Genomic DNA, 23000 nt, shown 5'->3' with positions numbered 1-23000 from the left:
TTTTCAACAAAATACTCAACAACCTATCCTTCAACAACTAACAACTATACCCGGCGTGCTGGCATACCCTGTGCAATAGGGCAGTCATAACTACAACCTTCAAATTCAAGGAGCGGAAAATGAAGAAAACATTCAAATGGTTGAATATCAGCCAGTTTACCGGGGCATTTAACGACAACGCCTTTAAGATGACTGCCGCCATCGTGCTGGTCAAAATTCTAGGCGAAGGCAGCCTGCCCACCGTGCTGGCGATCTGTTCGGCCCTGTTTGTGATTCCTTTCCTGCTGTTCTCTAATGTGGCCGGAACACTGGCCGACCGGTTCAGCAAACGCGACATCATCGTGGCAAGCAAATGGCTGGAGGTTGCATTGTTCGTCTTTGCCATCCCCGCCCTGCTCTCCGGCCTCGCTTGGCCGCTTTATGCGCTCCTGTTTCTCCTCTGCACCCAAAGCGCGCTGTTTGGCCCGGCCAAGCGCGGCATTGTTCCGGAACTGGTGGATGACGGAGCACTCTCCCGCGCCAACGGATTCCTGACGGCCGCCACCTACATGGCCATCATTTTTGGAACCGCAATGCCTTCGCTGCTGATCGGCTATATTGGAACGAGCCCCTTCTACGTGATCGGCACCTCGCTGGCGCTGGCGGCGACCGGCATCTTCAGCGCATACCGAATTGCCAAAGTTTCCGCCGCCGGTTCGTCGAAAAAATCCTCCCCGTGGATCATTCCCGACGTCGTTCGCGCCGTTAAAAACCTGAAGAGCGACCACTGGGCCAAACAAGCGGTTCTCGGACTCGTGCTGTTCGGCGCCATTACCGCCCTGCTGCAGCAAACCCTCGTCATCTTCGGCCGCGACGCGCTGAACCTGTCCATCGAAAAAAGCCCCATGCTTTTCCCGCTGGCCGCCATCGGGATCGGAATCGGCGCGCTGCTGACCGGCCGCTTTTCCAAGCACACCATCGAGATTGGCCTGATTCCGGTTGGCGCACTGGGCGTCATGATTTCCTCGTTCTGCATCAGCGTCACGCACCACCCGATCCTGATCGGCTTCTGGATCATTAACCTGGGCGCATGCTGCGGCATGTACCTCGTTCCCCTGAATGCTTTTCTGCAGCACCGCATCCCGAAGGACCGCCGAGGCGAGGTCTTCGGCGCCGCCAGCTTCCTGAGTTTCAGCGCCATGGTGGCGGCATCCGGCCTATTCTATGTAATGACCCAGCACCTCCATTTTGGCGCGCGCCGCTGCGTTTTCGTCACCGGCCTCATCGCCGCCGTTCCAGCCATAATCGCCTGCATGCGCCTGCCGAACTTTTTCACGCGCTTCTGGCTGATGCGTCTGATCCGCAGCCTCTATAAAATTCGTTTCAGTGGCGTGGAAAACCTGCCCCGCGAAGGCGGCGCCCTGTTGATCTGCAACCACACGGCCTATGCCGATCCGCTGCTTCTTCAGGCCGCCACGCAGCGCCCCGTCCGTTTCCTGATGTCGCGCGACGTGTTCAAAACCTGGAAATGGTGCAAACCCCTCTTCAAGCTGACCGACTGCATTCCGATCCACACCTCCGACGGCCCGCGCGCTCTGGCGCAGTCGCTCAAGGAAGCGCGCGAAGCCATGGAAGCCGGCGCCATTATTGCCATCTTCCCCGAAGGCGAACTGACCAAGGACGGCAACCTGATGAAATTCAACAAGGGTTTCGAGCGGATCGCTAAAAACAGCGACTGCCCGATCATCCCCGCGCACATCGGAAACCTGTGGGGAAGCATCTTCAGCTTCCAGCGCGGCAAGCCGGGTCTTAAGCGCCCTCTCAAGTTCCCCTACCCGGTATCCGTCCGCTTCGGCCAAGCCCTCCCGACCGACACCTCGGCCGACGAAGCCCGGCGCGTGATCGCCGAACTTGGCGCTGAATATGCTACAGAGCAAAGCCTTCGCCCAGACCAGACGCTCAGCCACCAGTTTGTGAAGCAGGCGCGCCGCAATTGGTTCCGCCCGATCGCAACCGACACGCTCACCGGCAAGGCCTCCTACGGCAAACTGCTGATCGGCGCCGTTGCGCTGGCCAACCGCATCAAGCCCTGTACGAAGACCGAGAAAAACGTGGGCATCTTCATGCCCACCACATTGGGCGGAGTCATGGCCAACCTGGCCGTCACCCTTTCCGGCAAGACCAGCGTCAACCTGAATTGGACCGCCTCTGAAGAAGCGCAGCTATCCGCCATTCAGCAGGCACGCATCAAATATGTCATCACCTCGCGTCGGTTTTTGCAGAAGACCGCGCAACCGTATCTGCCGGTGCGCTGGCTCTACCTGGAAGACCTGCTCAAAAACCTGGGCCGCCTCGAACGCGTCCGCGCAGTCCGCGCCGCACTGATGGCCTCGCCCAAGCATCTGGCCGGCGGACGCACGCCAAAACCGAGCGATGTGGCCACCATCATCTTTTCCTCCGGCACCACCGGAATGCCCAAGGGCGTTGTGCTCAGCCACGCCAACATCCTTTCGAACGTGGAATCCGTCCAAACCGCACAGCAGTTCAGCACACAGAACTCGATGTGTGCCACCCTGCCGCTCTTCCATGCATTCGGCTTTCTCGGCCTATTGTGGTGGCCGTTGTTCAAGGGCATCCGCGTTGCCTACCATCCCAACCCGCTGCAGACCGGACGGGTCATCCAACTGATCAAAGAAGAAAAGCTGACCGCCCTGCTGACCACGCCCACCTTCCTGCAAAACTACATGCGCAAGGCATCCGCCGCCGACTTCCAAACCCTGGAAATCGTCATTGCCGGCGGCGAAAAGCTGCGCCCGCAACTGGCGGACCTTTTTGAGAAAAAGTTCGGCGTTAAGCCGCTGGAAGGCTATGGATGCACCGAGCTTTCGCCCGTGGCCGCACTGGGCTCAAGAAACGGCACCCGCACCGGAAGCGTTGGGCAGGCGCTCCCCGGCATCGCCGTAAAGATTGTCGGCCCCGAAACCCACGCCCCCCTGCCCAACGGCGAGGAAGGCCTGCTGCTGGTCAAAGGACCGAACGTGATGCAGGAATATCTGGGGCAGCCCGAGAAGAGCGCCGAAGTGCTGCGCGACGGATGGTACAACACCGGCGACATCGCCCGGATGGACGGATGCGGCTTTATTTACATCACCGGCCGTCTTTCCCGCTTCAGCAAAATTGCCGGCGAAATGATTCCGCACGGCTTGGTTGAAGAAGCGCTTCAACAGGCGACGGAAACGGAAGAGCCGTGCGTCGCAGTCGTCGGCATCGCCGACGAAGCCAAAGGCGAGCAGCTCGCCGTCTGCTTTACCCAGCAAGCCGGCGATCCCGAAACCCTGGTTTCCAAACTTCGGAACCTCGGGTTGCCCAACCTGTGGATTCCGCGCGCGGCCAACTTCTTCAGCATCCCGGAACTTCCAATCCTTGGAACCGGCAAGCTCGACCTGTGCGCCGTGAATGCTTTCGTTCAAGGAGCTTAAACCATGAAGACACTATTCATTCTAGCGATGCTGTTTCTGGTCGCATACAGTTGCAAATCACTGCAGTCAAACAACTATCACACCTGCGCAGGTGTGAAAAAAAAAGAAACCATCGTTCTCCTGCACGGCCTGACTCGCTCCAGCAAGGCCATGAACAAAATGGCAAAAGAACTGCGAACAGAGGGCTACCGCGTGATCAACCACGACTATCCCTCCACCAACGCAACCATCGAAAAACTAACCAAGGACATCTTCAACACTCTGGAACCGCAGATCAAGGATGCGCCACGCGTGCATTTCGTGACGCATTCCCTGGGCGGGATCATCCTGCGCGAACATTTGGAAACCCACTCGCTTCCAAACCTTGGACGAGTCGTCATGCTCGCGCCGCCGAGCCGCGGCAGCGAAGTGACGGACAAGCTGGGCGGCATCTTTCTCTACAAATGGATTAATGGACCGGCCGGGAATCAGCTAGGAACCGGAACCGACAGCCGCCCGCTCCGGCTGAAGGCGCCGCAATTTGAATTGGGCATCATTGCGGGCGACCGCTCGATCAATCCAATCCTCTCCCTGCTGATTCCCGGGCCGGACGACGGCAAGGTCGCCGTCGCCCGCGTCAAGCCCGCCGCCTACACAGACTATGTCCAGCTCCACGCCACCCACGCCTGCATGGTCTGGAACCGGAAAGCGATTTCCCAAATCAAACATTTCCTGAAGTACGGAAAGTTTATTAAGGAGAATTCCAATGCTTAACATCACGGCAGCATGGATGGGCTTTGCACTCGGATGCATTTCCGGCGCGGTTCCCGGACTGTTCTTTCACAAACAGGATTGGCTTGGGGGCTACACCTCCTGGCCCCGGCGACTGATCCGGCTGGCGCACATTTCCTTTTTTGGCATCGGCTTTCTTAATCTGGGGTTTGGGCTGACCAGCCTTGTGCTTGGCATCTCTTCACCGACCGCTTCGGTCCTGATGCTGGTTGGCGCAGCGGCCATGCCGACGGTGTGTTATGCAAGCGCTTTCCATCCCGCCTTCCGCCACTTGTTTTTCATTCCCGCAGGCTCCGTCCTGCTCTCTATTGGACTGTTCATCATCAGCGTAGACGGAGCTTCCAGCTCCGTTCAGGGAAAAAAGCCGAGCACAACTTCGGCCTTGCGAACTTTGGACGTCCACCCCGCCACACACAACCCAACGGAGCAAGATGCTCCGTCTACGACAACTGAAAGGATGGTGTAACCCATGAAAATTGCATTTATAGCTATGAGCGGTATCCGCGCGTGCGATACCGAGCTGCTCGAACTCGGACTCACGCTCCCCGGCTTTGTGGAGCGCAGCAAACAGATTGCATCGCTCCCCAGCCTTGGCCTGCTGACGCTGGCGGGCATGACGCCCAAGCGCCACGACATTCACTACCTTGAGGTGCCCGACCTCGCATCCAAACTCACGGCCGTCGATCTGAATGAGAAGTTTGATCTGGTGGCCATCTCCAGCTACAGCGCGCAAATCGACGAGGCCTATGAGCTGGCCATGCGCTTCCGCACCAACGGTACGCCGGTGGTGATGGGCGGAACACATGTCACCGCCCTCCCGCACGAGGCGCAGAAATATTGCACCTCCGTCGTTCTCGGCGAGGGCGAGCCACTTTGGCTTGAGGTGCTTGAAGACGCTGAGCAGGAACAGCTCAAACTGTTCTATGATGCTCGCAAGCTGGACTACAGCCTGGCCGACGCCCCAATGCCGGCCTTCGAGCTGCTCGACATTTCAAAATATAACCGGCTGACCGTGCAGACCAGCCGGGGCTGTCCGCACAACTGCGAGTTTTGCGCCGGCTCCAACCTGATCTGCAACCGCTATAAACAAAAGCCCGTTGAAAAGGTGCTCGCAGAGATCGACCGCATTTGCAAAATCTGGCCACACCCGTTCATCGAGTTTGCGGACGACAACAGCTTTGTCGACCACGCTTACTGGAAGGCGCTGCTGCCGGAGTTGAAGAAGCGACGGATCAAATGGTTCACCGAAACCGACCTTTCGGTGGCGGAAGATCCGGAACTGCTGCGCATGATGCGCGAGTCCGGCTGCGCCCAGGTATTGATCGGCCTCGAAAGCCCGACGCTTGACCCGCTCGACGGACTGGAGCTGAACGGCAACTGGAAGCTCCGCCGCTTTGCCCAATACAAAGAAGCCATCCGCACCATTCAGGCTCACGGCATCACGGTGAACGGGTGCTTCATCGTGGGGCTCGACGGCCAGACCACTGACGTGTTCGACGACATCTACGACTTTGTCCGCGAGGCCCAGCTTTATGAGGTACAGATCACGATCCTCACCCCGTTCCCCGGCACGGCGCTTTATGACCGGCTGAAAAAAGCGAACCGGCTGATCGAGCCGAGCAACTGGAAAAAGTGCACTCTGTTCGACTTAAATTTCCGCCCTTTGGGCATGAGCGGAAAAGAACTGCGAGAAGGTTTTCACGCGCTTGCCATGAAACTGTATTCCGACAGCTTCACCAATTGGAGGCGCGACACCTTCAAACAAAACCTTAGGAACAACTCGAAGAACGAGCGTTTGTGCGCATAATGACATCGGTATAAACTGAAGCAGTATAAGGAAAAACATGGTTGCATTAATGATACTCATGGGGCTGTTGTTTCTGGCTGCTCCAATTGTTGCGCTCATTGCATTGGTCAAAGTCGGCGATGCAAAAATGAGAATCGAGAAATGCGAGCAACAGATAAATTTCTTAACCCGTGCCCTTGCTGAGCAGCTTAAGCGTTCGGTGCCGGATGTGAAACCCGAAGAGGCCGCTGCGGCAGAAGCCATCCCCCCGAAAGAGCATGTGGCGCCCCCCGTTATTCCAGCTTCAATCCCTCATGCGCCAGCTCCAAGAACAGCCGAAGCACCTCCTCCTAAACCGGAACCTGTTGTTCCTCTCAAACCCGCTCCTGAACCTTTAATTCAACCGAAGCCGAAGAAAAACATGGAAGAAGCGCTGGGCGGTAAAGTTTCCGGCGTGATTGGCGTGCTGATTCTGGTGGCCGGGATTGCATTTCTAGTAGGGAGCCCTGAAATTTCCTGGCCAGCTCCCCTGTTTAAAATTTTGATGGGAGTAGCTCTGGGCGGCACATTGTTGGCCTGCGGTCACATTGCAAATAAAACCGCTAGCGGAAAATTTGTTCAACTCGCCCGCGTGATGACGGGTGGCGGAGGCGGCCTGTTTTATTTTTGCATCTTCGCATCGTACGATTTGTACCATCTGAGCGGCCCTCTGCTCACGGCGCTGAGTCTGTCCGCCAGTGCGGCTCTATTGCTGTTTTTAGCGCTGTCGTATAATAGTCAGCTGGTGGCGGCACTTGGAGTGCTGGGCGCATTTATTACCCCGTTGATGGTGGGTGGCGACATTGATCAAGGCGTCTTCCCTCTGGCCTACATTGCCGTAATCAATCTTCCGGTGATGATTCTTGGCATCAAGAAAAACTGGCAGGTTTTGTACAACAGCGCGTATGCCTTTACCGTGTTCTATTTCTTTTACTGGATGGGCAACATTAATGCCGAGGGCTGGCTTGCACCGTTGTGCGCCACAGCCGTCTATTTCGCTGAGTTCATGACACTGAGTCTATTGATTCTTAAAAAACGAGACCGACTCGAACCCTCCAATTTAAACATTGCCCGTATCGCGGCAACAACCCTGTTTTTATTCTGCAGTCTTTATCTAATCTTTTATGGCGCATCGGTTGAACATTGGATGAGCGTGTGCCTAGTCTGCGTGAGTGCTGCGTTTGCGGGAATGTTCAAACTAAGCTGGAAGTGGCTTCCTGAGTATAGAAACGAAACCCTCGCTCTTCTGCTCTGCGGATTCGCATCTGTTGGACTGCTCATTTTTGAGGCGGCCAGCATGGAATACCGAGGTATTCTATGGAGCCTGCAAGCCCTTGCGATTGCCAGGTTCTTCCGAAATGCATTCATCTTCAAAATTCAGCTAAGCAGTGTTTTGCTGAGCATCATCGGAGGCGTTGCACTTGCCATGCTTATGCTCAGTCAGAAAGTGCCCAGCCATGCTTGGTTTAATCCGGACATTCTACTTCTTCTGACCGGCGCATTGGTGCTGGGAGCGGCGTCCTGGATCCTGCGCCTCCACACCAAAAACAAAGACCTTTTGAGCTATATAAATATCATTCGGTTCGGTTCTTTCGGGCTGATTCTTCTGGCCGCAGGAAATGACCTGTTTGTTTTCGACAGCATGGACTGTGTTCCATGGATGGCCGCAACAGCCGGATTTGCTGCCGTTTCATTGTTCTGTCTAAAAAGATCATCTGCCTACGTCGGCGAAACTTTGCATTTTACGCTCGCCGCCATTCTTTGTTTTGCCATCTACCTTCACATGCAATTGGCCGGTCTTTGGATCAGTGCGGCTTGGGGGCTGTTGGGAATCGGCACAATGCTGTTTGCACTGAAAAACCAATCCAAGGAAATACAGAACAGCGCTCTCATTATTGGCTTTTCAGCATTGCTGCATGCCACCCTTCAACCGATCCAAAATGACTCAAATCTGATCCTGATAAACCCGCATACCCTCTGTGGTTTATTTGCGGCTTTAACCATCGGCATTCAAGCGAAATTCTATGACCGCATTGAGGAATCAGATCTATCCCACCTTCGGACGCGTGCGCTCTGGATGATCTGTGTTGGAGCGGTGCTGGCCATTGCCTACCGCAACATATTTCACACACTCTCATGGTATACGCCCCTGCCTTGGCTCCTGACATCGCTCATCACCCTCTTTATGGGTAATCTCGTCAACTGGATGCTCGGCACCGATCCTGTTCTGCAAAAAACAGGCCGATTAATCATTGCCGCCCTGCCGCTTAAAATACTCCTTCTCGACAATGGGATTCCGTGGTTGAACGGCACTCCTCCAGCCCTTACCTCATATGTTCTCTGGGTTCAGGTGGCCATGCTTATCCAGATCATTTGGTTTAGCGGTCGGATTAAAAACTCAGCTCCATCCATGACCGGCTATTTTTCACTGGCACCGCTTATCACGATTCTTGCAATCATCTCACTGGCCATCGGATCGTTGGACATCGCCTGGAGTTGGGCGCTCGTATCCATTTGGTGGGCAGTCACGGCATTAACGATTACGATCTTCGGATTCTCGCGCAAGAGCAAACTCCACCGGCACTTTGCATTGCTCATGTTTGCTGCAACGGTTGTGAAAGTTTTGCTGATCGACTGCAGTATCTTTCAGGCCGGCGCACGAGTGATGATTTTCATCGGCGTTGGCCTTCTATTGCTCGTACTCTCGTTCATCTACCAAAAAGTTTCCGAAAGACTCCTGTAGCACCTAACGGAAGGAGACACATAACATGAGAAAAGTATCGGCAAAACATATTCAGTGGCTGGAAAAGGAGCTTCCGCTTCTTGAAACGGAAGGGGTTGTCTCTTCCGAAACCGCCAAGGGAATCAAATCGTACTATTGCGAAAACACGGCCAGCGGCATGCATTGGGCCATCATTGCCTTTGCCGTCTTAGGCTCGCTGCTGATCGGCGCGGGCATCATCCTGCTGTTCGCCCACAACTGGGACCAACTCAGCCGGCCAACCCGCGCTGTGCTGTCGGTCTGTCCGCTCGTGATCGGTTCGTTGCTCAGCATCGTTGCCTTGCTGAAAAAAGGCGGCGTCGCTTTGCGCGAGTCGGCTGGCATATTCCACACGCTTGCGATCGGCGCATCCATCGCCTTGATTGGGCAGACCTACAACATACCCAGCAACATGCCGAATTTTTTCCTGACCTGGACGCTGTTGGCATTGCCGCTCACGTTCCTGTTGCGCTCTTCGGGCGCTGGACTCATCTATCTCGCACTGGCCTGCGGCTGGAGCGGTGTTGCGCAGGAAACCTTAGGGTATGCCTTCTGGTTCTGGCTGCTAATCCTTCCAAGCATTGGAAGATTGGTCAGCTTGATCCGCACCGACCGCCACGCGCCTGAAACCCTGCTCAACTTTTGGAGCGTCATGCTCACGCTCTGCATTTCCACCGGCATCGTATTTGAACGAACGGTTCCGGGACTGTGGATCGTCGCCTATGCCGCGCTGCTCAGCGGGGCCGGCCTGCTCGGCATCCATCTTTACAGCGATCGCGACGGCTGGAATAATCCGCCCAAGATTTTTGGAATCATCGGAATGGCCGTGCTCGCCTATATCTTCACGTGGTCGGATATGTGGGACGAGATAGGCTGGCACCATATCCGTTCCGGCTGGCACTACCGCCAATGGGGCCCATGGTTCGACGGAGGCGTTACCCTGCTGTTCCTAGCCGGCTGGATCGTAGCGGCCATCAAAGCCTTTCGGCGCAGCTCCATCGAAACCATCACGCTCGCCGTTTTCCCGGTTATTGCATCCGGCTGCTTCCTGCTTGGACTGAGCGATAACGACATGGACATGGTGAATGCGCTGATCTTTAACGGCTTCATGCTCTTCCTCGGCATCATGTATATCATGCTCGGCTGCCGGAACATCAAGCTGCGCCAGCTCAATGGAGGAATGGCCCTGCTCGCCCTCCTGCTGATCACTCGCTTCTTCGACGCCGACTTTGGCTTCTTTGCCCGAGGCATCGTATTCATCACACTGGGCGCCTGCTTCCTGACCGTAAACCTGGTAATGGCGCGCCGTAAAAAACAAAAGGAGGTCATCTCATGAAAAAGCTTCCCCTCATCGCCCTCGGCCTATTGATCGCAGTCCAATTCGCGGTGCCATTCAAAATGATCCAGGGAAAAGAAAACATTCTGCGCAATGGAACCGAGTTTAAATTCAAAACCCGCCCCATTGACCCGGCCGATCCCTTCCAAGGCCGCTATGTCCGGCTGGCCTACGAGGACGACTACATCCCTGGCAACAAAAAGCAGGATCCGGACCTCGCATACAAGCAACCTATCTATGCCCTGCTCCAAACCGGCGAAGATGGATTTGCAGTATTCACCGGTTGGAGCATCGAAAAGCCCATTGGCGGTCACTACCTCAAAACCCGCAGCCTCGGCCGCAAAGACACATGGAACCGCGAAACAAAAAAAAGAACGGACAAAGGCCTTCGCATTGACCTGCCCTTCGACCGCTTCTACATGGACGAAGCCAAAGCGCCCCGCGCCGAGGTGCTGGCACGCGAAGCCACGCGCAACACCAACTGTTGGGCATCCGTACGGATTCTCGCCGGAAAAGCCGTTATTGAAGACGTCTTCGCCAAAGGCCAATCATTACGCGATTTAGCCTCGAAAAAAGAGTAGGAATTGGCCTTGCCAAGCGGGAGGGGTTTAACTATCTTCTGCACTTCTTTTCAACAAAAGGCTGTGTAGCTCAGTTGGCAGAGCAGCGGAATCATAATCCGCTTGTCGGTGGTTCAAGTCCACTCACAGCCACCACTTTAAACCCTGTTATATTAAACGATAGCAGGGTTTTTTATTGTTTTTGTATTTCCGCTTTCTTTTTGATGACTCCTGATGTTTGGTGATATTTTAAGCCAACTTGCCAAACATTTGCCAAACATATGGGCTCTCCACATTACCCGTAACCCGCACCCAAACCATTCAGGCACGAATCATAATGGTCGTCTCGTGTGGATGGACCACATGGGATGCTTCCTGATAATTATGGTGGTGGACGTTTCATTTCGAACCTTCCCCGAGATAACCGCGATGGCAGTTTTATCAGGAACCGCACTCTGCATTTCCCGCAACCCGAACTTCTCGGCATGAATATGCGTATCTATCCGACTGTGAGTCGGTTGCACAAATACGCTTTTCTTGCTGCTGGCTACATTCCTCGCGTTGCTCCAAGCCATTCTAGTATTTTTTGCTGGTAGGGAGTCGGGGTTGAGGTGGTTTTGAAGTCTCCTTTTTTATGGCCTTCCACTTTGACCCGCGAGCGGGTGATGGCGGATAGGGTGTTGAGAATGTCGCGAAAGCTCGATATGGGATGCTGCCCGTCCGGGGTGCGGCGGGTTTGGTCTTTTTTCTTGGCGGAGTCGGAGCGTTTGACGGGGTCGACGACGCTATCGCGTTCGGCCGCGGTTTCTTTTTGTTCGTCGGCGAAAAGCAGGGGCGCTAGCTGGCTGCGCATTTGGTGCTCGATGTGGTAGGCGAGCATGCAGATGAAGATGTGCGCGCGGACTCGGTTGTCAAGGCGGTGATAGATGGGGCGGACGTTTAGGTCGATGGATTTGAGGGAGCGGAAGGCGCGTTCGACCATTTCGAGGTTTTTATAGTTGGCCACGAGTTCCTGGTCGGTCATACGGGTTTTGTCGACGCTGCTGCGGATGACATAGAGGCCGTCGGTGGCGGATTCGGAACGGATCTTTTCTGCGTTGCGGTCAAAGGCGAAGGTGTCGTCCTCGATGGTGAGGTTGAAGTGTTTCGCCATCTTTTTCTTGTTGATGATTTTGCCGACCTCCACCCCGATCGCATCCTTGCCGCGCAGGGGTTTGTTTTTGCGTTCGACCTTTTTGATGATTTCGGCGAGAAGTTTTTCGGTGGCTTGCAAAAGGGCTTCGCGCCTTTTTGAGCGGCGTTTGGCGAGGTCGGGGTTGCGGCAGACGACGAGGCGTTCGTCCGGGTAGTCGGGGTGGGTTATGCTCGCGAGGTCGCATTCGTCGAAGAACGTGAGCTGGATGCTCCCGCACCGTTCAAGCTTTGCAATGGAGGCGGCATTGAGCGCCGTGATCCAGTCCGCGCCTTCTTCGTCGCGAAGGTATTCGTCGATGGCTTTTCCGCTGATCATTCCGCGGTCGCCAATGAAGATGACATTCTTGTGGTTGAAATCCTTTCGCACCCGTTCCACCGCTATGGGAAAGGCAATGCGGTCGCTTTCGTTCCCGGCCAGGACTTCGACGCCGACGGGCGTACCAGCGGTGTTGCAGTAGATTCCGTAGTTCACTTGCTTGCGATCCCCCCGATGATCGCGGGAATACCCGAATTGGGCCAGCTCGCAGCATTGCCCCTCGAAATAGGAGGATGAAAGATCGAACAGTCCGGGGGCGCCGTCGGCAAGATGCTTTTTCGCAAGTTTCTTTTGGATTTTATCCTCTCGTTCCAGCAGCCAATCCATTGCCGCATAGCACTCGTTTTCATGCAAATCCTCAAGGGAGAGTAGCTCGCCCAGAGAGGTTGAAGCGGTCTGGGGGTCGCAATGGCGAACCGTTGCGAGCTTGGAATCCCCGCTGATAATGCGATCAATAATCATCGCCGCAACCACATCCCTTTCACGGGAACGTTTTGAGTCGATCATGCCCAGCAGCCCCGACTTTTTCAGCACAGAATGGATGGCTGCAACATGGCCGTGCTGGCGGGCGTCATGAATGGATATGGCTTTTTCAAGAGATGCAATCCCTTCCGATGCCGGGATCGATTCGCCCTTGAGGGCCGCCCGAAGCGCCTCGACGAGTTCATCGGGCAATCCGCTCAGATTAGCCACTGTTTTTTTTCGGACTTTTCCATTTTCCCGCCACGACTCCCGCAAGAGGACGGCGGGCGGAGAGTTTCGATTGGGCACTCGTTCTATATACATGGCCGCACAATATGCGACATAGCGAAACATGCAAGCACTAAGTTTATGTTTACATGGGTACAGATTTTGAAAAACTTGGACATTCTTTTTGTTTAACTCATTGAGTGCGAGAGGATTGCATCGCAGAAGGAGCCGTATTTCCTCAGAAGTTCGGCTTAACGGGAAAAGACAAAAAATATCCCTCAAAACCTCTGATGCCGAAGAGGCAAAGCAAAAGCAAAAAGAGTTCATGGCTCCCTTGGTCTATGCCGATGAGAAGACGGCCCTCGACCAATTGGCTCTGAAAGCCAGCCAAGCCAGCGAAAAATTAGACGTGGCATTGGAGAGTCAAAATCCCCCACTATCCATTTCCGACACATGGCAGTCGTATACGGGTAGCTCTGGTGTTGGCCGTAATGGGTAAGACCGATGAAATCGATGAGGTCACCGCCGAGGGGGCATGCAAGATTGTGGACTGGTGCTTGTCGTCAACAATCCAGCTATTGCAAGGGGCACGATCCGACGCCTTAGAAAGGGCTTCGGATAAATTGGAGGAGAAACTCTGCAACTCAGACTACAACGGAGTGGCAACCCTGCGCCAGCTCAAGAAACGGCATGGATTCGAGACGGAAAAAATTGAGTAGCTTGTTCGGCATTTCCCCAATCGTTTCGAGATCATAACAATGCAGAACCCCAAAGGGGGGCCTTCATCGCTTCAAGTCAGCTTGCTGGATTCACAGGAACATTAACTCCCAATCGTCATAATCCCCATAACTCCCAAAACTAGACATGATCCTTCCCGTATTGGGAGTAATGGTAGTTTTGGGAGTGGGGATAAAGGGAACGACCCAAATGAAACTGATCGACAAATATGCCGGCGCACTGACCAACCTTCCATCATCAGGAAGCGGAGGGTGCCATACCGCCCTGCTGGGAATCGCCAACCTTGGCGTGCTGGCCGGATTAACCGAGGAGCAGATCCACAGGGACCTGCACAATGCAGCACACGGGTCACGCCATATTTCGGACAACGAAATTATTGCCGCGACCCAGAAAGCACGGCAGGAGAATCAACCGCTTGAAAACGGCGCTGGCTATCACCCCCGCCCCATCAGCCGGAAATCCAAACCGAGGGTTAAACCCGAATACAGGGATAGGCTAATCGAACGCGGTTCAGGCGTAAGCGAGCAGGACATCACCAATGCCTCGCCGGTCCCATTGAACAATGATCAAGCGACTCATGCATACCAGCTTCTAAACTCGCTCTACTCCCCGGATGACCATCTATTCATCGGAACCAAGTATGACACCGACGTAAAGACCGTTCATGAATGGGAGGGCATCATATCGGCCTCAGGACCCGCTGCTCTCCCCCACTACATTCCCAATCCCGTTTCGGGACTGCAGCGACCAGCTCGCCTTTTGGTCCAAGATTCCATTACCAGTGGCCGCGTTGATTGATAGCGGCGGGAAATCGATCCATGCATTGATTGCCGTTCAGGGAATAAAGACCAACGCTGAATGGCAACGTCGGATCGAGGATGACCTGTACGCAAGATATCTGGTTCCGCTGGGTGTCGATCCGGCCTGCCGAAACGAAGCCCGCCTGAGCCGTCTCCCGGGCCATCTGCGGGATGGGGAAAGATGGCAACGTCCTCTACCTGAACCCCAATCCCATGCCCCAACCGCTGATTTCCCAGCTATGAAAGCGCCGTATTCAGAGGAATGAGGACGCGCGCGCCCATGACATGGCAGTTTCGAGTACAACCAAAACGCACCCTAAAACCATCTAATTCAAGGTAACCTTCACATGAGGAGCACATTACAGATTCACCCCCAGAACGGTCTCTCCGACCCCATTATTTCGTGTTTCCCACACAACCCCCATACCCAAAACTACCAATACTCCCAAAACAGATATGCACCCGAAGGAAACGACCATGAAACGATCAGACAATAAATACGCTGTATTAGAAGGCCAACGCCTCGAAATGGGCGCCGACCATGCCGAGTTATACGGAAAGTACACTGTCCGCCAATTGCGCTACGTGCTCGCCAGAATGATATTCCCGGAAGAATCCCACGCCGCATGCGCAAGGCAGGCAGGCTATGCTCCAGAATCCGCCGGCGTCAGAGCACTGGAACTTGAGCGGCGCCCGCACGTGAGATTGATGCTGTCACGCTGCGAGTGGAAGCCGCGCGATGTCGATCCCGAAGCGATGAAACGGGAACTGAAGAAGAGCGATGTCACTTTAATGTTGTCCCACATGATCCGAGATCCTGCCGTCCCGATCCGGAAGCGCCTTTCAGCAGCACGACAGCTGGCAACCCTGAACGGCTGGATCGGCGAGAAGAATCAGCATAAAGATGAAAAGTCGATCCTCGCTGACATGATGAAAGCTATTGATGGGACAAGTATTGGTTTGCCATCACGTACAACATAATGGGAAAAAACCATCCTAAAAAAATGCCCTCCACCGCGGCAAAGAACTCCGCTTCCATTTTATCGCCAATTCCGGACGCGACATCAATCCGCACCCATCAACCTTCACATTTCGTTTCGCAACCTAACTATCCAGTTTGTGCAATGCAAAGGCATAGGCGCCAAGCGATATGGCTTTGTTGGCTCCCAGACTGGAGAGCATCACGCCGATTTTCCGCTCTGCCTGATACGGGATCTTTTTATCGGTTCCGGGAATCGTTATCTGAACCGTCTCGCCGTCCAGAAACTGCTTAAGCTGCTCTTCATCCGTCAGATCGTAGACCTTGACTTGCATTCGCGAGAGAACAGTTCCGTCGCATTCCAGCGTGCTGTTCATCTCCGCCACCATGCCCGGTACGATATATTTCGAGGCTCCGGCCAGACCGCCGCCGATCACAATCAGTCCATCAATCGTAGTGATGGCATGGCAGACCACATCCCCGGCCATTTCTCCAAGCTCGGCAAAGGCCTGAACCGCCGCCTTCCGATCTCCCTCTTTGACACCCTCGGCAATATCAAAGATATCCTTGGGATCCAAATCGGACGAATCGGCGGAACGCTCTGCATAGACGCGCTTGACCGCGCGGATGCTCACGCTGGTTTCGATGATCTCGTGAGGAAACTTCTTATTGCGGTAGCACCAGATGTCGCCGCCGAAGCTGTTGTCGCCGATCAGCAACTCGTCGTTGATCACAACCCCGCCTCCGAAGCCGGTTCCTAGCGTTATGCCAAACAGGTTTTTGTATCGTTTCGGGCTGCCGGCCCCTTCCAAGGTTGCATTGATTTCCGGCAACGCACCTGCGAGCGCTTCGCCGTAGGCAAAGAGGCTTCCGTCATTGTTGATGAACACCGGAATGCCGAACTCCGCCTCCAGCATCGGCCCCAGCGCGACACCACCTCTGAATGCGGGAAGGTTGCCCAAATCCCCGATGATTCCGCGCGCATAATCCGCCGGACCGGGGAATGCAAAACTGATGGCTACCGGCGGCTGATCCAGTTTGGCGATCACTTCACGGAACCCATGCCTGATCGTTTCGAGGCACAGCTCGAGGTTGTCGGCATTCGAATTGAGACGGATCGGATCGACGACCTCTTCCTTACCCTGAATGGCCGAGAACACGAAGTTGGTTCCGCCCGCATCTAGCGTGGCGACGATTCGTTTGTCATTGTCGTAGTTCATCTAGCACTCCCTTCCATTAAACGGTAACTTTGCCGCCTTTAAGCGACAGAACAAAGAGATAAATAAAGCAAACCAGCGGAACAACAAACGATATCGCATTCATTCCAGCATCAACCAGACCGCCCATCACAAGAGGAACGAGCGCCCCGCCGGAAATCGCCATGCACATCAGTCCGCTCAACTCGCCGGCACGCTCCGGCTTCTCTTCGACTGTAATCGAGAAAAGTAGCGGCCAGATGTTAGCGAAACCAAGACCACCCAGAATCACGCCGCCAATTGCCAGCGATGTATTTCCGGTCATAAGCAAGCCTACACCCACCACACCCATCAGTGCCGACACGCGGAACGCCGGGCGCGGTTTTACCTTGGCAAGAGCCACCCCGCCACCGATGCGGCCGATGGTTAACAACAGGAAGAAGAGCGCGGGGCCGAACTTGCCGGCCGTCGCCTCGTCCATGCCCATCTCTTTCAGGCTGGGGAACAGGAACCGGGCCATGCAGACCTCCGCGCCGACATAAAGGAAAATGCCGAGCACAGCCATCGCAAAGACCGGCTCTTTGAGCAGGCGGAGACTCGAAGCGACACTCGGCGGAACCTCCGGCTTGCTTTCCTCTACTTTTATCAAAGAAACAAAAATAAATGCCACTGCCATCAACACAAAGAACACAGGGAAAGTGCCTCGCCATCCCATTTTGTTGAACAAGGCAATCGCGGAGATCGCGGTCACGAGATAGGTGGCCAACGTGCTACCCAACCCCTTGAAGCCCTGAGCAAAACTTAGGTTGCGGCTGAAAGCACCTTCCGCGCTGACATCGCGCATAATCGGATTACCTGCAACCTGCAGGAACGTTGTGCCGATACCCAGCACAAAAATGCAGGTCAGCAGCAGGCCAAAGCCCGGCACCATCAGACTCGGCACCAGCATGGCCACGGCATTCAAACCGAGTCCCAGCAGAAGCAGTTTTTTCATCCCGATCCGGGATGCCAGCAAACCGCCCGGCACACTGAACGCAGCAAAAGCAATAAACACGAAGAACGACAACATGGTCGCCATCACATTGCTCAACTCATACTGGGTTTTTACGGCATCGGACAACGGTCCCATGGCATCGGCAACGCCCATCACCACAAAGGCCATAAAAATAGGTAGTGTTTTCAGCTTCATTCAATCGATCCTTTCAATTTAGGTTTCTAGATAAAGAAACCATACCAACTTTGTAACTTTCGCCTATCATCTGTTTAGATGATGACCGTTACAGAATCCGGGTTTCATGACGTACATTTGACAGCAAAAAAGCGCTTGAAACTGCATCGATAACACAAAACACCCATATCATTTAAGGATGCGAACCCGCCAACGGTCATCGAGGTCATGGGATGGACGTTTTATATTGAAGACGCAATCCATCGTGCCATCGGAATTCCGCACGCCCTGGTAATAGTTGTTTTGATCGATCTCCACCGATTCAAGCGGAACCCATTTCCCGTCGAGATGGCGCTCGGCTTTCAGAGCGCATCCGAGCGGCACGTCGCGCAACAGGATCGGAACGTGACCAATGCCGCCGCGCTCGATCGTAAAGTCGGCCAGCACCTTGCCGCTTTCCAATGCCTGGATTTCGACCGGATAGTTTCTTTCAAGCCTTCCCGAGCGCACCGAAACGCCCAGTTGAATATTATGGTCGAATTCATCGGCCACTGCCTGCCATGCATTGGTGCCGTACGATTTCAGGCGTCCGGAAAACTCGCGATCCGTCCCCCAATACACATCGGGCGTTTTGGGAGGCAGGATGAATTCCAGCTCGCCTTCCACCACATCCCCGGCGGAATAGGATCGGCTGACCGAGTCCGAACTCAGGTCGAATGTCGCACTCCCCGTTCCTTTGACACCATGAAGGTGCAAGTAGGCCGGAAATGGCTTGTCATTCAATTTTGACCCAATGGACAACAGTCCCCTTCGAGTCTTGGCTGTCTTTCTTTTTCTGTCACTGCTGGTTGTGTCGTCGATGGCCAGCCACCTATTTTCAAATGGGACGGTCGTTCCCGTGTAACCGCTAGTTCCGGTCGGGCAATCATATTCCGCTTCCAGCCCGTGCCGGCCTCCGAGATAAAACCGGTCAAACTGAACCGAGTTATAATAGTCCGCCGCCATCTGGTGGAAAACCAATCGTTTTGGAGAAGCCACATCCTTCAGAAACTCATATCTATAGGAGTGGAACCGCCGATGGTAATCGGCCGTACGCACGGATCGGATGCGATAGTTGAAACGAATGGCATCATCGTCCGTCACCCCCGAATAAAGCACCTCGCTCATATTCGGCCCCGTCCAGCGATAGGCCGTCTTGAGGCGTTTCGTCCAGCGGTAGGTATTGCTACGGTCAAAATAAACCAGAAAATCGCCGCCGCCGACATTCTCCGTCCATTCATAGGATTTCTCCCCGTTCCCCGTGGTGAAGGCGGGCCGCACATCGGTAATGAAGGAGGAGCCGAGATGCTGGGAGGGATCATAGCACATCGACTCGCCCCAGCTGCCCAACGCGCTTTCGTCCCACTTCCAGTTTCCGCCGTAGCCGATGACGCTCAATTGGGCATAGGACACCGCAGGCACCTTCCCCCAATAACCGGTCACAACCCGTAGGCGAAACCGTTTCGTTTCTCCGGCCTTCAACGGCACCATCGTATAGCCGCGCAGCCATGGGCCGTCATGCACGATTTTGCGCCCGGGCTTGCTGTGCCAGTTTTTTGAAATCTGAACGGGGATGCCTGTTGGTCGTCCATCGCGTTCCTCGCACAGCAGCATGCTTGTTCCCGTAATCCCCCGTGTCTGGATTTCATCAAATATCAATGGAATGCTTCGGTCGGAACCCGAAGGATTCCGAAGCTCGACCACAAACTCATCCAACCGGTTCGTATCGGCGGGGAACCTGACACGCTCCATCGGAAGCTTGATCCGAAGGCCCTGTTCTATGGGATCGAAATCAACCTGCAACGAATCGTGAACTTTGATATGGGAAGATGGTTCCAAAGATTGGAACGCCTGATCCAGATGGGGCTGAAGCGTCAAAACCGTCCGCGTCCCCATCATTACTGAACGATGAATCTTGCCGGCCGGAGAGGTCAGTTGGATGCCCGTTTTAGTGACGCCTACCACGCCTGACAGATCCAGATTGAAAACCACATGCTCCGGCCAGGCCGTAATCTCCAACCGACCGGCCTTTGTGAGCACCTCGCCATTTGCCCCGGTAAAGACCAGCCCAACGTGATCGAACCGCTGAACAAACTGCCCGCTCTGAATTAAGCGCATATTCTGGCCTTCGGGATCCTGAACTACGCCCGATGTGCAGGTATATGCGATGCCGTCTTTTTCGATGCGAAGCTGCAAATCCGCCGCCGTAAAGGCGGTCATATCCTCGTTCAACGCCGTAACATAATCGGAACCTTGCACGGCATCATAGCCCGAGAGCCGCATCGTATCGCAATCCAACCGCAGGCTGTAGAATCCCGTCTGCACCACCACATCCGGGTTCGCGCGGGCCGTCCGGTTCGCCATGCTTTCCGCTCGCCGCCCGATCAGCCGCGTGGGATATCCCTGTTCAAAATAGATAAAGGAATAGTCGCGGTTGCCCGCAGGCACCGCACCGGACGAGACCATGCCCAGCTCCCCGCATAAGCATATCGCGGCGGCAATCCATTTCATATTCATCGGAAGGAACTCCCTATCAACATGGCAAAAGGCATCCTATCCTAAAAAACAGGTTTGAAGCCAATGGATTTGAGGCTGGAGGTTTTGCCGTCGCCTTCGAGACAGGTGACAGCAACTTTGTATTTTCCAGGCTTGGGGAAATTGATCCAACCGATGGGAAATTCCTGATAGTTATGTGAGGAGTTTTGCTCGTTCTGAATATGCTCACCACCCACTACATCGACACCCCAGACCAGACGACCCTCGCCGGAGTAGGTCAGGCTGATGTTGTAATCACCGGATTCGAGCACATCGACTTCAAATACCGCTTTTCCATCAGGCGTCCAGTTATGGACATGTTTGACCGCCTTCCATTCGCCAAACTTTTCCATCCAGCGTTTGGTCGTGCTCTTAGCGCCCTGAACCGTCGCGAATTCGGCGAGGATTTCAGTTTCCATTTCCGGATCAATCCCGAACGTCGGATCGACTTGCGGCGAATCTTCCAGATCGACCTCGATCACGGAAACCAGTTTTTCCGGCGCGACACGCGGGACTTCGAAGACGGTCCATCCATTGGATTTTTCAACCTTGATGATTTCCGCTTCATTGCCGTTCAACAGCTGGGCTGATTTGACGCTTGTTTTCAACCCGGGCAGGTAAAGCTTTCCCGAAGCCGGCCAATCGAAGACGGAGAGATACAGCTTATGATCCTTGACGGTAACGTCGCCCCACGGCAACGCATGTTCCCATGGCGAGGCATCGGTGCAGTAGACCACTTGCGGATAGCGGTGTATCCATTCTCCGGATTCACGCAGGGATCGGGCCGCGCGTTCAGGAACGGAACCGTCCCCGCGCGGACCAATGTTGAGCATGTAGGTTCCTCCGCGGGCGATACACGCAATCAGACGGCGTAGAATTTCTTCCGGCGTTTTCCAGTATTCATCATACCAGGCATAGGCCCACGAATCGTTGGTGGTATCCACGGCTTCCCACAAGCCCTTGACGTTGCGATGCGGGACTTCCATATCGCCCAGCGACTGGTAGTCGCCCAGCCCATGCCCGGCACGCCCGGAAACCAGCGCGTTGGGCTGGTTTTTTCGAACAACGTCCACCAGCTGCTGCACATATTTTTTCGGCATTTTGCCGGGGGTGTCGAACCAAACCAGCTCGATCGGGCCATAGTTGCTGGTGATCTCCTCCACCTGGGGAAGGCACTTCTTCACGAAGTAGTCATCGAACGTGGCCGGATTCCCGTCTTCGTCCACTTTCGGGCCGTTGCCTCCGCCCGGGAACGTCCAGTCCTGGTTGTGGGAATAGTAAAACCCAAGCCCCAATCCTTCCGCGCGACAGGCGTCTGCGAGCTCGTGCATGGGGTCTTTTGCCCACGGCGTCGTTTTCGTGATGTTAAAATCGCAGGCCTTGGAATCATACATCGCAAAGCCGTCGTGATGCTTGCTGGTGATGATTATGTATTTCATACCCGCGTCCTTCGCGAGCTTCGCAATGGCCTTGGCATCGAATTCCTGCGGATTGAAGGTGCCCGCCAGCTTCTTGTATTCCGCGGGTGGGATGCCCGCCATGCGCGGATTCATGATCCACTCGCCAATGCCGTAGTATGTTTTTCCATCGACCTTGTTTCCGAGTTGGGAGTATAGCCCCCAGTGGATAAACATGGCATAATTCCCTTCTTCAAAAAGCTGGCCGCGCTCGGCGTTTTCGGCACGCAGCTTCACTGTGCTTTCGCCCCACATTTTATCCATGCCCTGCTCCGCAGCGCCACCATGCAGCGTCATTGCAACGAGCAATCCGACTATTAAATAGATTCTCATCATACTTTCCTTACTTGTTGATTGTGAATTCGGTCAAAATATAGTTTAGCCTCAGGCGTCTGTATCAGATGCGGGAACATTCAGCGCGTCGAGAACCTGTTCGCACAGGAAACGGTTTCCATTCTCGTTCATGTGAACCGAATCCTTAGTTAAAACTCCTTGTTCCGTATTCTTCGGGTTGTTTCCCTTGAGATACACCAGGAATCCCTTACGCAGATCAAGCAGCTGGGAGCCCGTCTCTTTGGCGACCTTGCGGCTGATATCCGAGTACTGATCCAGCATCTTGTCATTGGGATTCGACCCGTCATGCTTTTCACCAATCACGGAAGGCGTACAAAGTATGACCCGTGCGCCGACCCCGTTAATTCGCCTGATCATATCTTTCAGCCCGCTTTCAAACACTTCGGGCGTCGTTCCCTTTTTCCCGCGAGCCACAACCTTAGGGTGGGTCCAATGCCACACATCATTGATGCCGATGTATATCATCACGATCGTCGGATTCTTTTGAAGCACATCGTGATCAAGCCGCTTTTGACAGTCGGGCACTTTATGTCCGCCCTTGCCGGCGCCAATGATCTGGATATTAAGATCCGGGTATGCCTTTGCTATGGCCTGTGAAGTCAGCGTGATGTATCCATCGGGACTGAGCGCCTGGGCGGTAATCGAGTCGCCCAGAAAGACAATCGTATCATTTTCCTTGAGCGACTCCTTCCCAAATGCCGTGCCTCCGTACAACAATGCACATGCAATCCCGATTGAAGCCCCTGCTTTCATAAATTTTTTCATACCAATCTCTCCCTGTATTTATCTTTAAGTTGCGGTGATCTCTCGTTCCCTTCCTGCG

General features: G+C 54.5%; 17 protein-coding genes and 1 tRNA gene. 12 read left to right on the top strand and 6 right to left on the bottom strand.

What is annotated here, in order from left to right; genetic code table 11:
- Window positions 1-119 precede the first annotated feature (119 nt).
- From SCARR_RS02245 to SCARR_RS02210, 8 genes are all read left to right on the top strand, one after another.
- On the top strand, window positions 120-3458 hold the full coding sequence (locus SCARR_RS02245; RefSeq protein ID WP_136059894.1) for an MFS transporter: 3339 nt from the start codon (window positions 120-122) through the stop codon (window positions 3456-3458).
- 3 nt (window positions 3459-3461) lie between these two features.
- Complete coding sequence (locus tag SCARR_RS02240; protein ID WP_222846147.1) at window positions 3462-4211, top strand: alpha/beta fold hydrolase; 750 nt, start codon at window positions 3462-3464, stop codon at window positions 4209-4211.
- Window positions 4204-4695 carry a hypothetical protein gene (locus SCARR_RS02235; protein ID WP_187356363.1) on the top strand — a complete coding sequence of 164 codons (492 nt, stop codon included), beginning with the start codon at window positions 4204-4206 and terminating at the stop codon, window positions 4693-4695. The genes SCARR_RS02240 and SCARR_RS02235 overlap by 8 nt, the downstream gene beginning before the upstream one ends.
- A 3-nt stretch (window positions 4696-4698) precedes the next feature.
- Window positions 4699-6036 (top strand): B12-binding domain-containing radical SAM protein, encoded by a 1338-nt coding sequence (locus SCARR_RS02230; protein ID WP_136059893.1) that lies wholly within the window; start codon window positions 4699-4701, stop codon window positions 6034-6036.
- 37 nt (window positions 6037-6073) lie between these two features.
- Window positions 6074-8797, top strand: a complete 2724-nt coding sequence (locus SCARR_RS02225; RefSeq protein ID WP_136059892.1) for a DUF2339 domain-containing protein — start codon at window positions 6074-6076, stop codon at window positions 8795-8797.
- Window positions 8798-8822: 25 nt separating this feature from the next.
- Window positions 8823-10151: a DUF2157 domain-containing protein gene (locus tag SCARR_RS02220; RefSeq protein WP_136059891.1), complete on the top strand. Its 1329-nt coding sequence runs from the start codon at window positions 8823-8825 to the stop codon at window positions 10149-10151.
- Window positions 10148-10732, top strand: a complete 585-nt coding sequence (locus SCARR_RS02215) for a GDYXXLXY domain-containing protein (RefSeq protein WP_136059890.1) — start codon at window positions 10148-10150, stop codon at window positions 10730-10732. The genes SCARR_RS02220 and SCARR_RS02215 overlap by 4 nt, the downstream gene beginning before the upstream one ends.
- A gap of 59 nt (window positions 10733-10791) precedes the next feature.
- Window positions 10792-10867: transfer RNA gene (locus tag SCARR_RS02210), tRNA-Met, on the top strand.
- 391 nt (window positions 10868-11258) lie between these two features.
- Here SCARR_RS02210 and SCARR_RS02205 read toward each other — a convergent pair.
- Window positions 11259-12914 (bottom strand): IS1634 family transposase, encoded by a 1656-nt coding sequence (locus tag SCARR_RS02205; protein WP_222846146.1) that lies wholly within the window; start codon window positions 12912-12914, stop codon window positions 11259-11261.
- A gap of 181 nt (window positions 12915-13095) precedes the next feature.
- Between SCARR_RS02205 and SCARR_RS02200 the strand changes: the two genes are divergently transcribed.
- From SCARR_RS02200 to SCARR_RS02185, 4 genes are all read left to right on the top strand, one after another.
- Window positions 13096-13410: a hypothetical protein gene (locus SCARR_RS02200; protein WP_136059888.1), complete on the top strand. Its 315-nt coding sequence runs from the start codon at window positions 13096-13098 to the stop codon at window positions 13408-13410.
- Window positions 13403-13630, top strand: a complete 228-nt coding sequence (locus tag SCARR_RS02195; RefSeq protein ID WP_136059887.1) for a hypothetical protein — start codon at window positions 13403-13405, stop codon at window positions 13628-13630. The genes SCARR_RS02200 and SCARR_RS02195 overlap by 8 nt, the downstream gene beginning before the upstream one ends.
- Window positions 13631-13838: 208 nt before the next feature.
- Entirely contained in the window at window positions 13839-14447 is a 609-nt protein-coding gene (locus tag SCARR_RS02190) for a hypothetical protein (RefSeq protein WP_136059886.1), read from the top strand.
- 479 nt (window positions 14448-14926) lie between these two features.
- Window positions 14927-15430 carry a hypothetical protein gene (locus tag SCARR_RS02185; protein ID WP_136059885.1) on the top strand — a complete coding sequence of 168 codons (504 nt, stop codon included), beginning with the start codon at window positions 14927-14929 and terminating at the stop codon, window positions 15428-15430.
- A 123-nt stretch (window positions 15431-15553) separates the two neighbouring features.
- Here the strand turns inward: SCARR_RS02185 and SCARR_RS02180 are convergent, their stop codons facing one another.
- From SCARR_RS02180 to SCARR_RS02160, 5 genes are all read right to left on the bottom strand, one after another.
- Window positions 15554-16648 (bottom strand): ROK family protein, encoded by a 1095-nt coding sequence (locus SCARR_RS02180; RefSeq protein ID WP_136059884.1) that lies wholly within the window; start codon window positions 16646-16648, stop codon window positions 15554-15556.
- Between the two features lie 16 nt (window positions 16649-16664).
- The gene (locus SCARR_RS02175) at window positions 16665-17813 is read right to left on the bottom strand and encodes an MFS transporter (protein WP_136059883.1); all 1149 of its coding nucleotides are present in this window, start codon (window positions 17811-17813) and stop codon (window positions 16665-16667) included.
- Window positions 17814-17981: 168 nt separating this feature from the next.
- The gene (locus SCARR_RS02170) at window positions 17982-20348 is read right to left on the bottom strand and encodes a hypothetical protein (protein ID WP_136059882.1); all 2367 of its coding nucleotides are present in this window, start codon (window positions 20346-20348) and stop codon (window positions 17982-17984) included.
- Between the two features lie 41 nt (window positions 20349-20389).
- A complete protein-coding gene (locus tag SCARR_RS02165) occupies window positions 20390-22159 on the bottom strand; it encodes an alpha-L-fucosidase (RefSeq protein WP_222846145.1) in 1770 nt (589 codons plus the stop codon).
- A gap of 48 nt (window positions 22160-22207) precedes the next feature.
- Complete coding sequence (locus tag SCARR_RS02160; protein WP_136059881.1) at window positions 22208-22942, bottom strand: SGNH/GDSL hydrolase family protein; 735 nt, start codon at window positions 22940-22942, stop codon at window positions 22208-22210.
- Between the last annotated feature and the right edge of the window lie 58 nt (window positions 22943-23000).

Source organism: Pontiella sulfatireligans, from assembly GCF_900890705.1.
GTDB lineage: Bacteria > Verrucomicrobiota > Kiritimatiellia > Kiritimatiellales > Pontiellaceae > Pontiella > Pontiella sulfatireligans.
The sequence above is the reverse complement of the archived record's forward strand: the minus strand, read 5'-3'. Positions and strand labels throughout refer to the sequence as shown.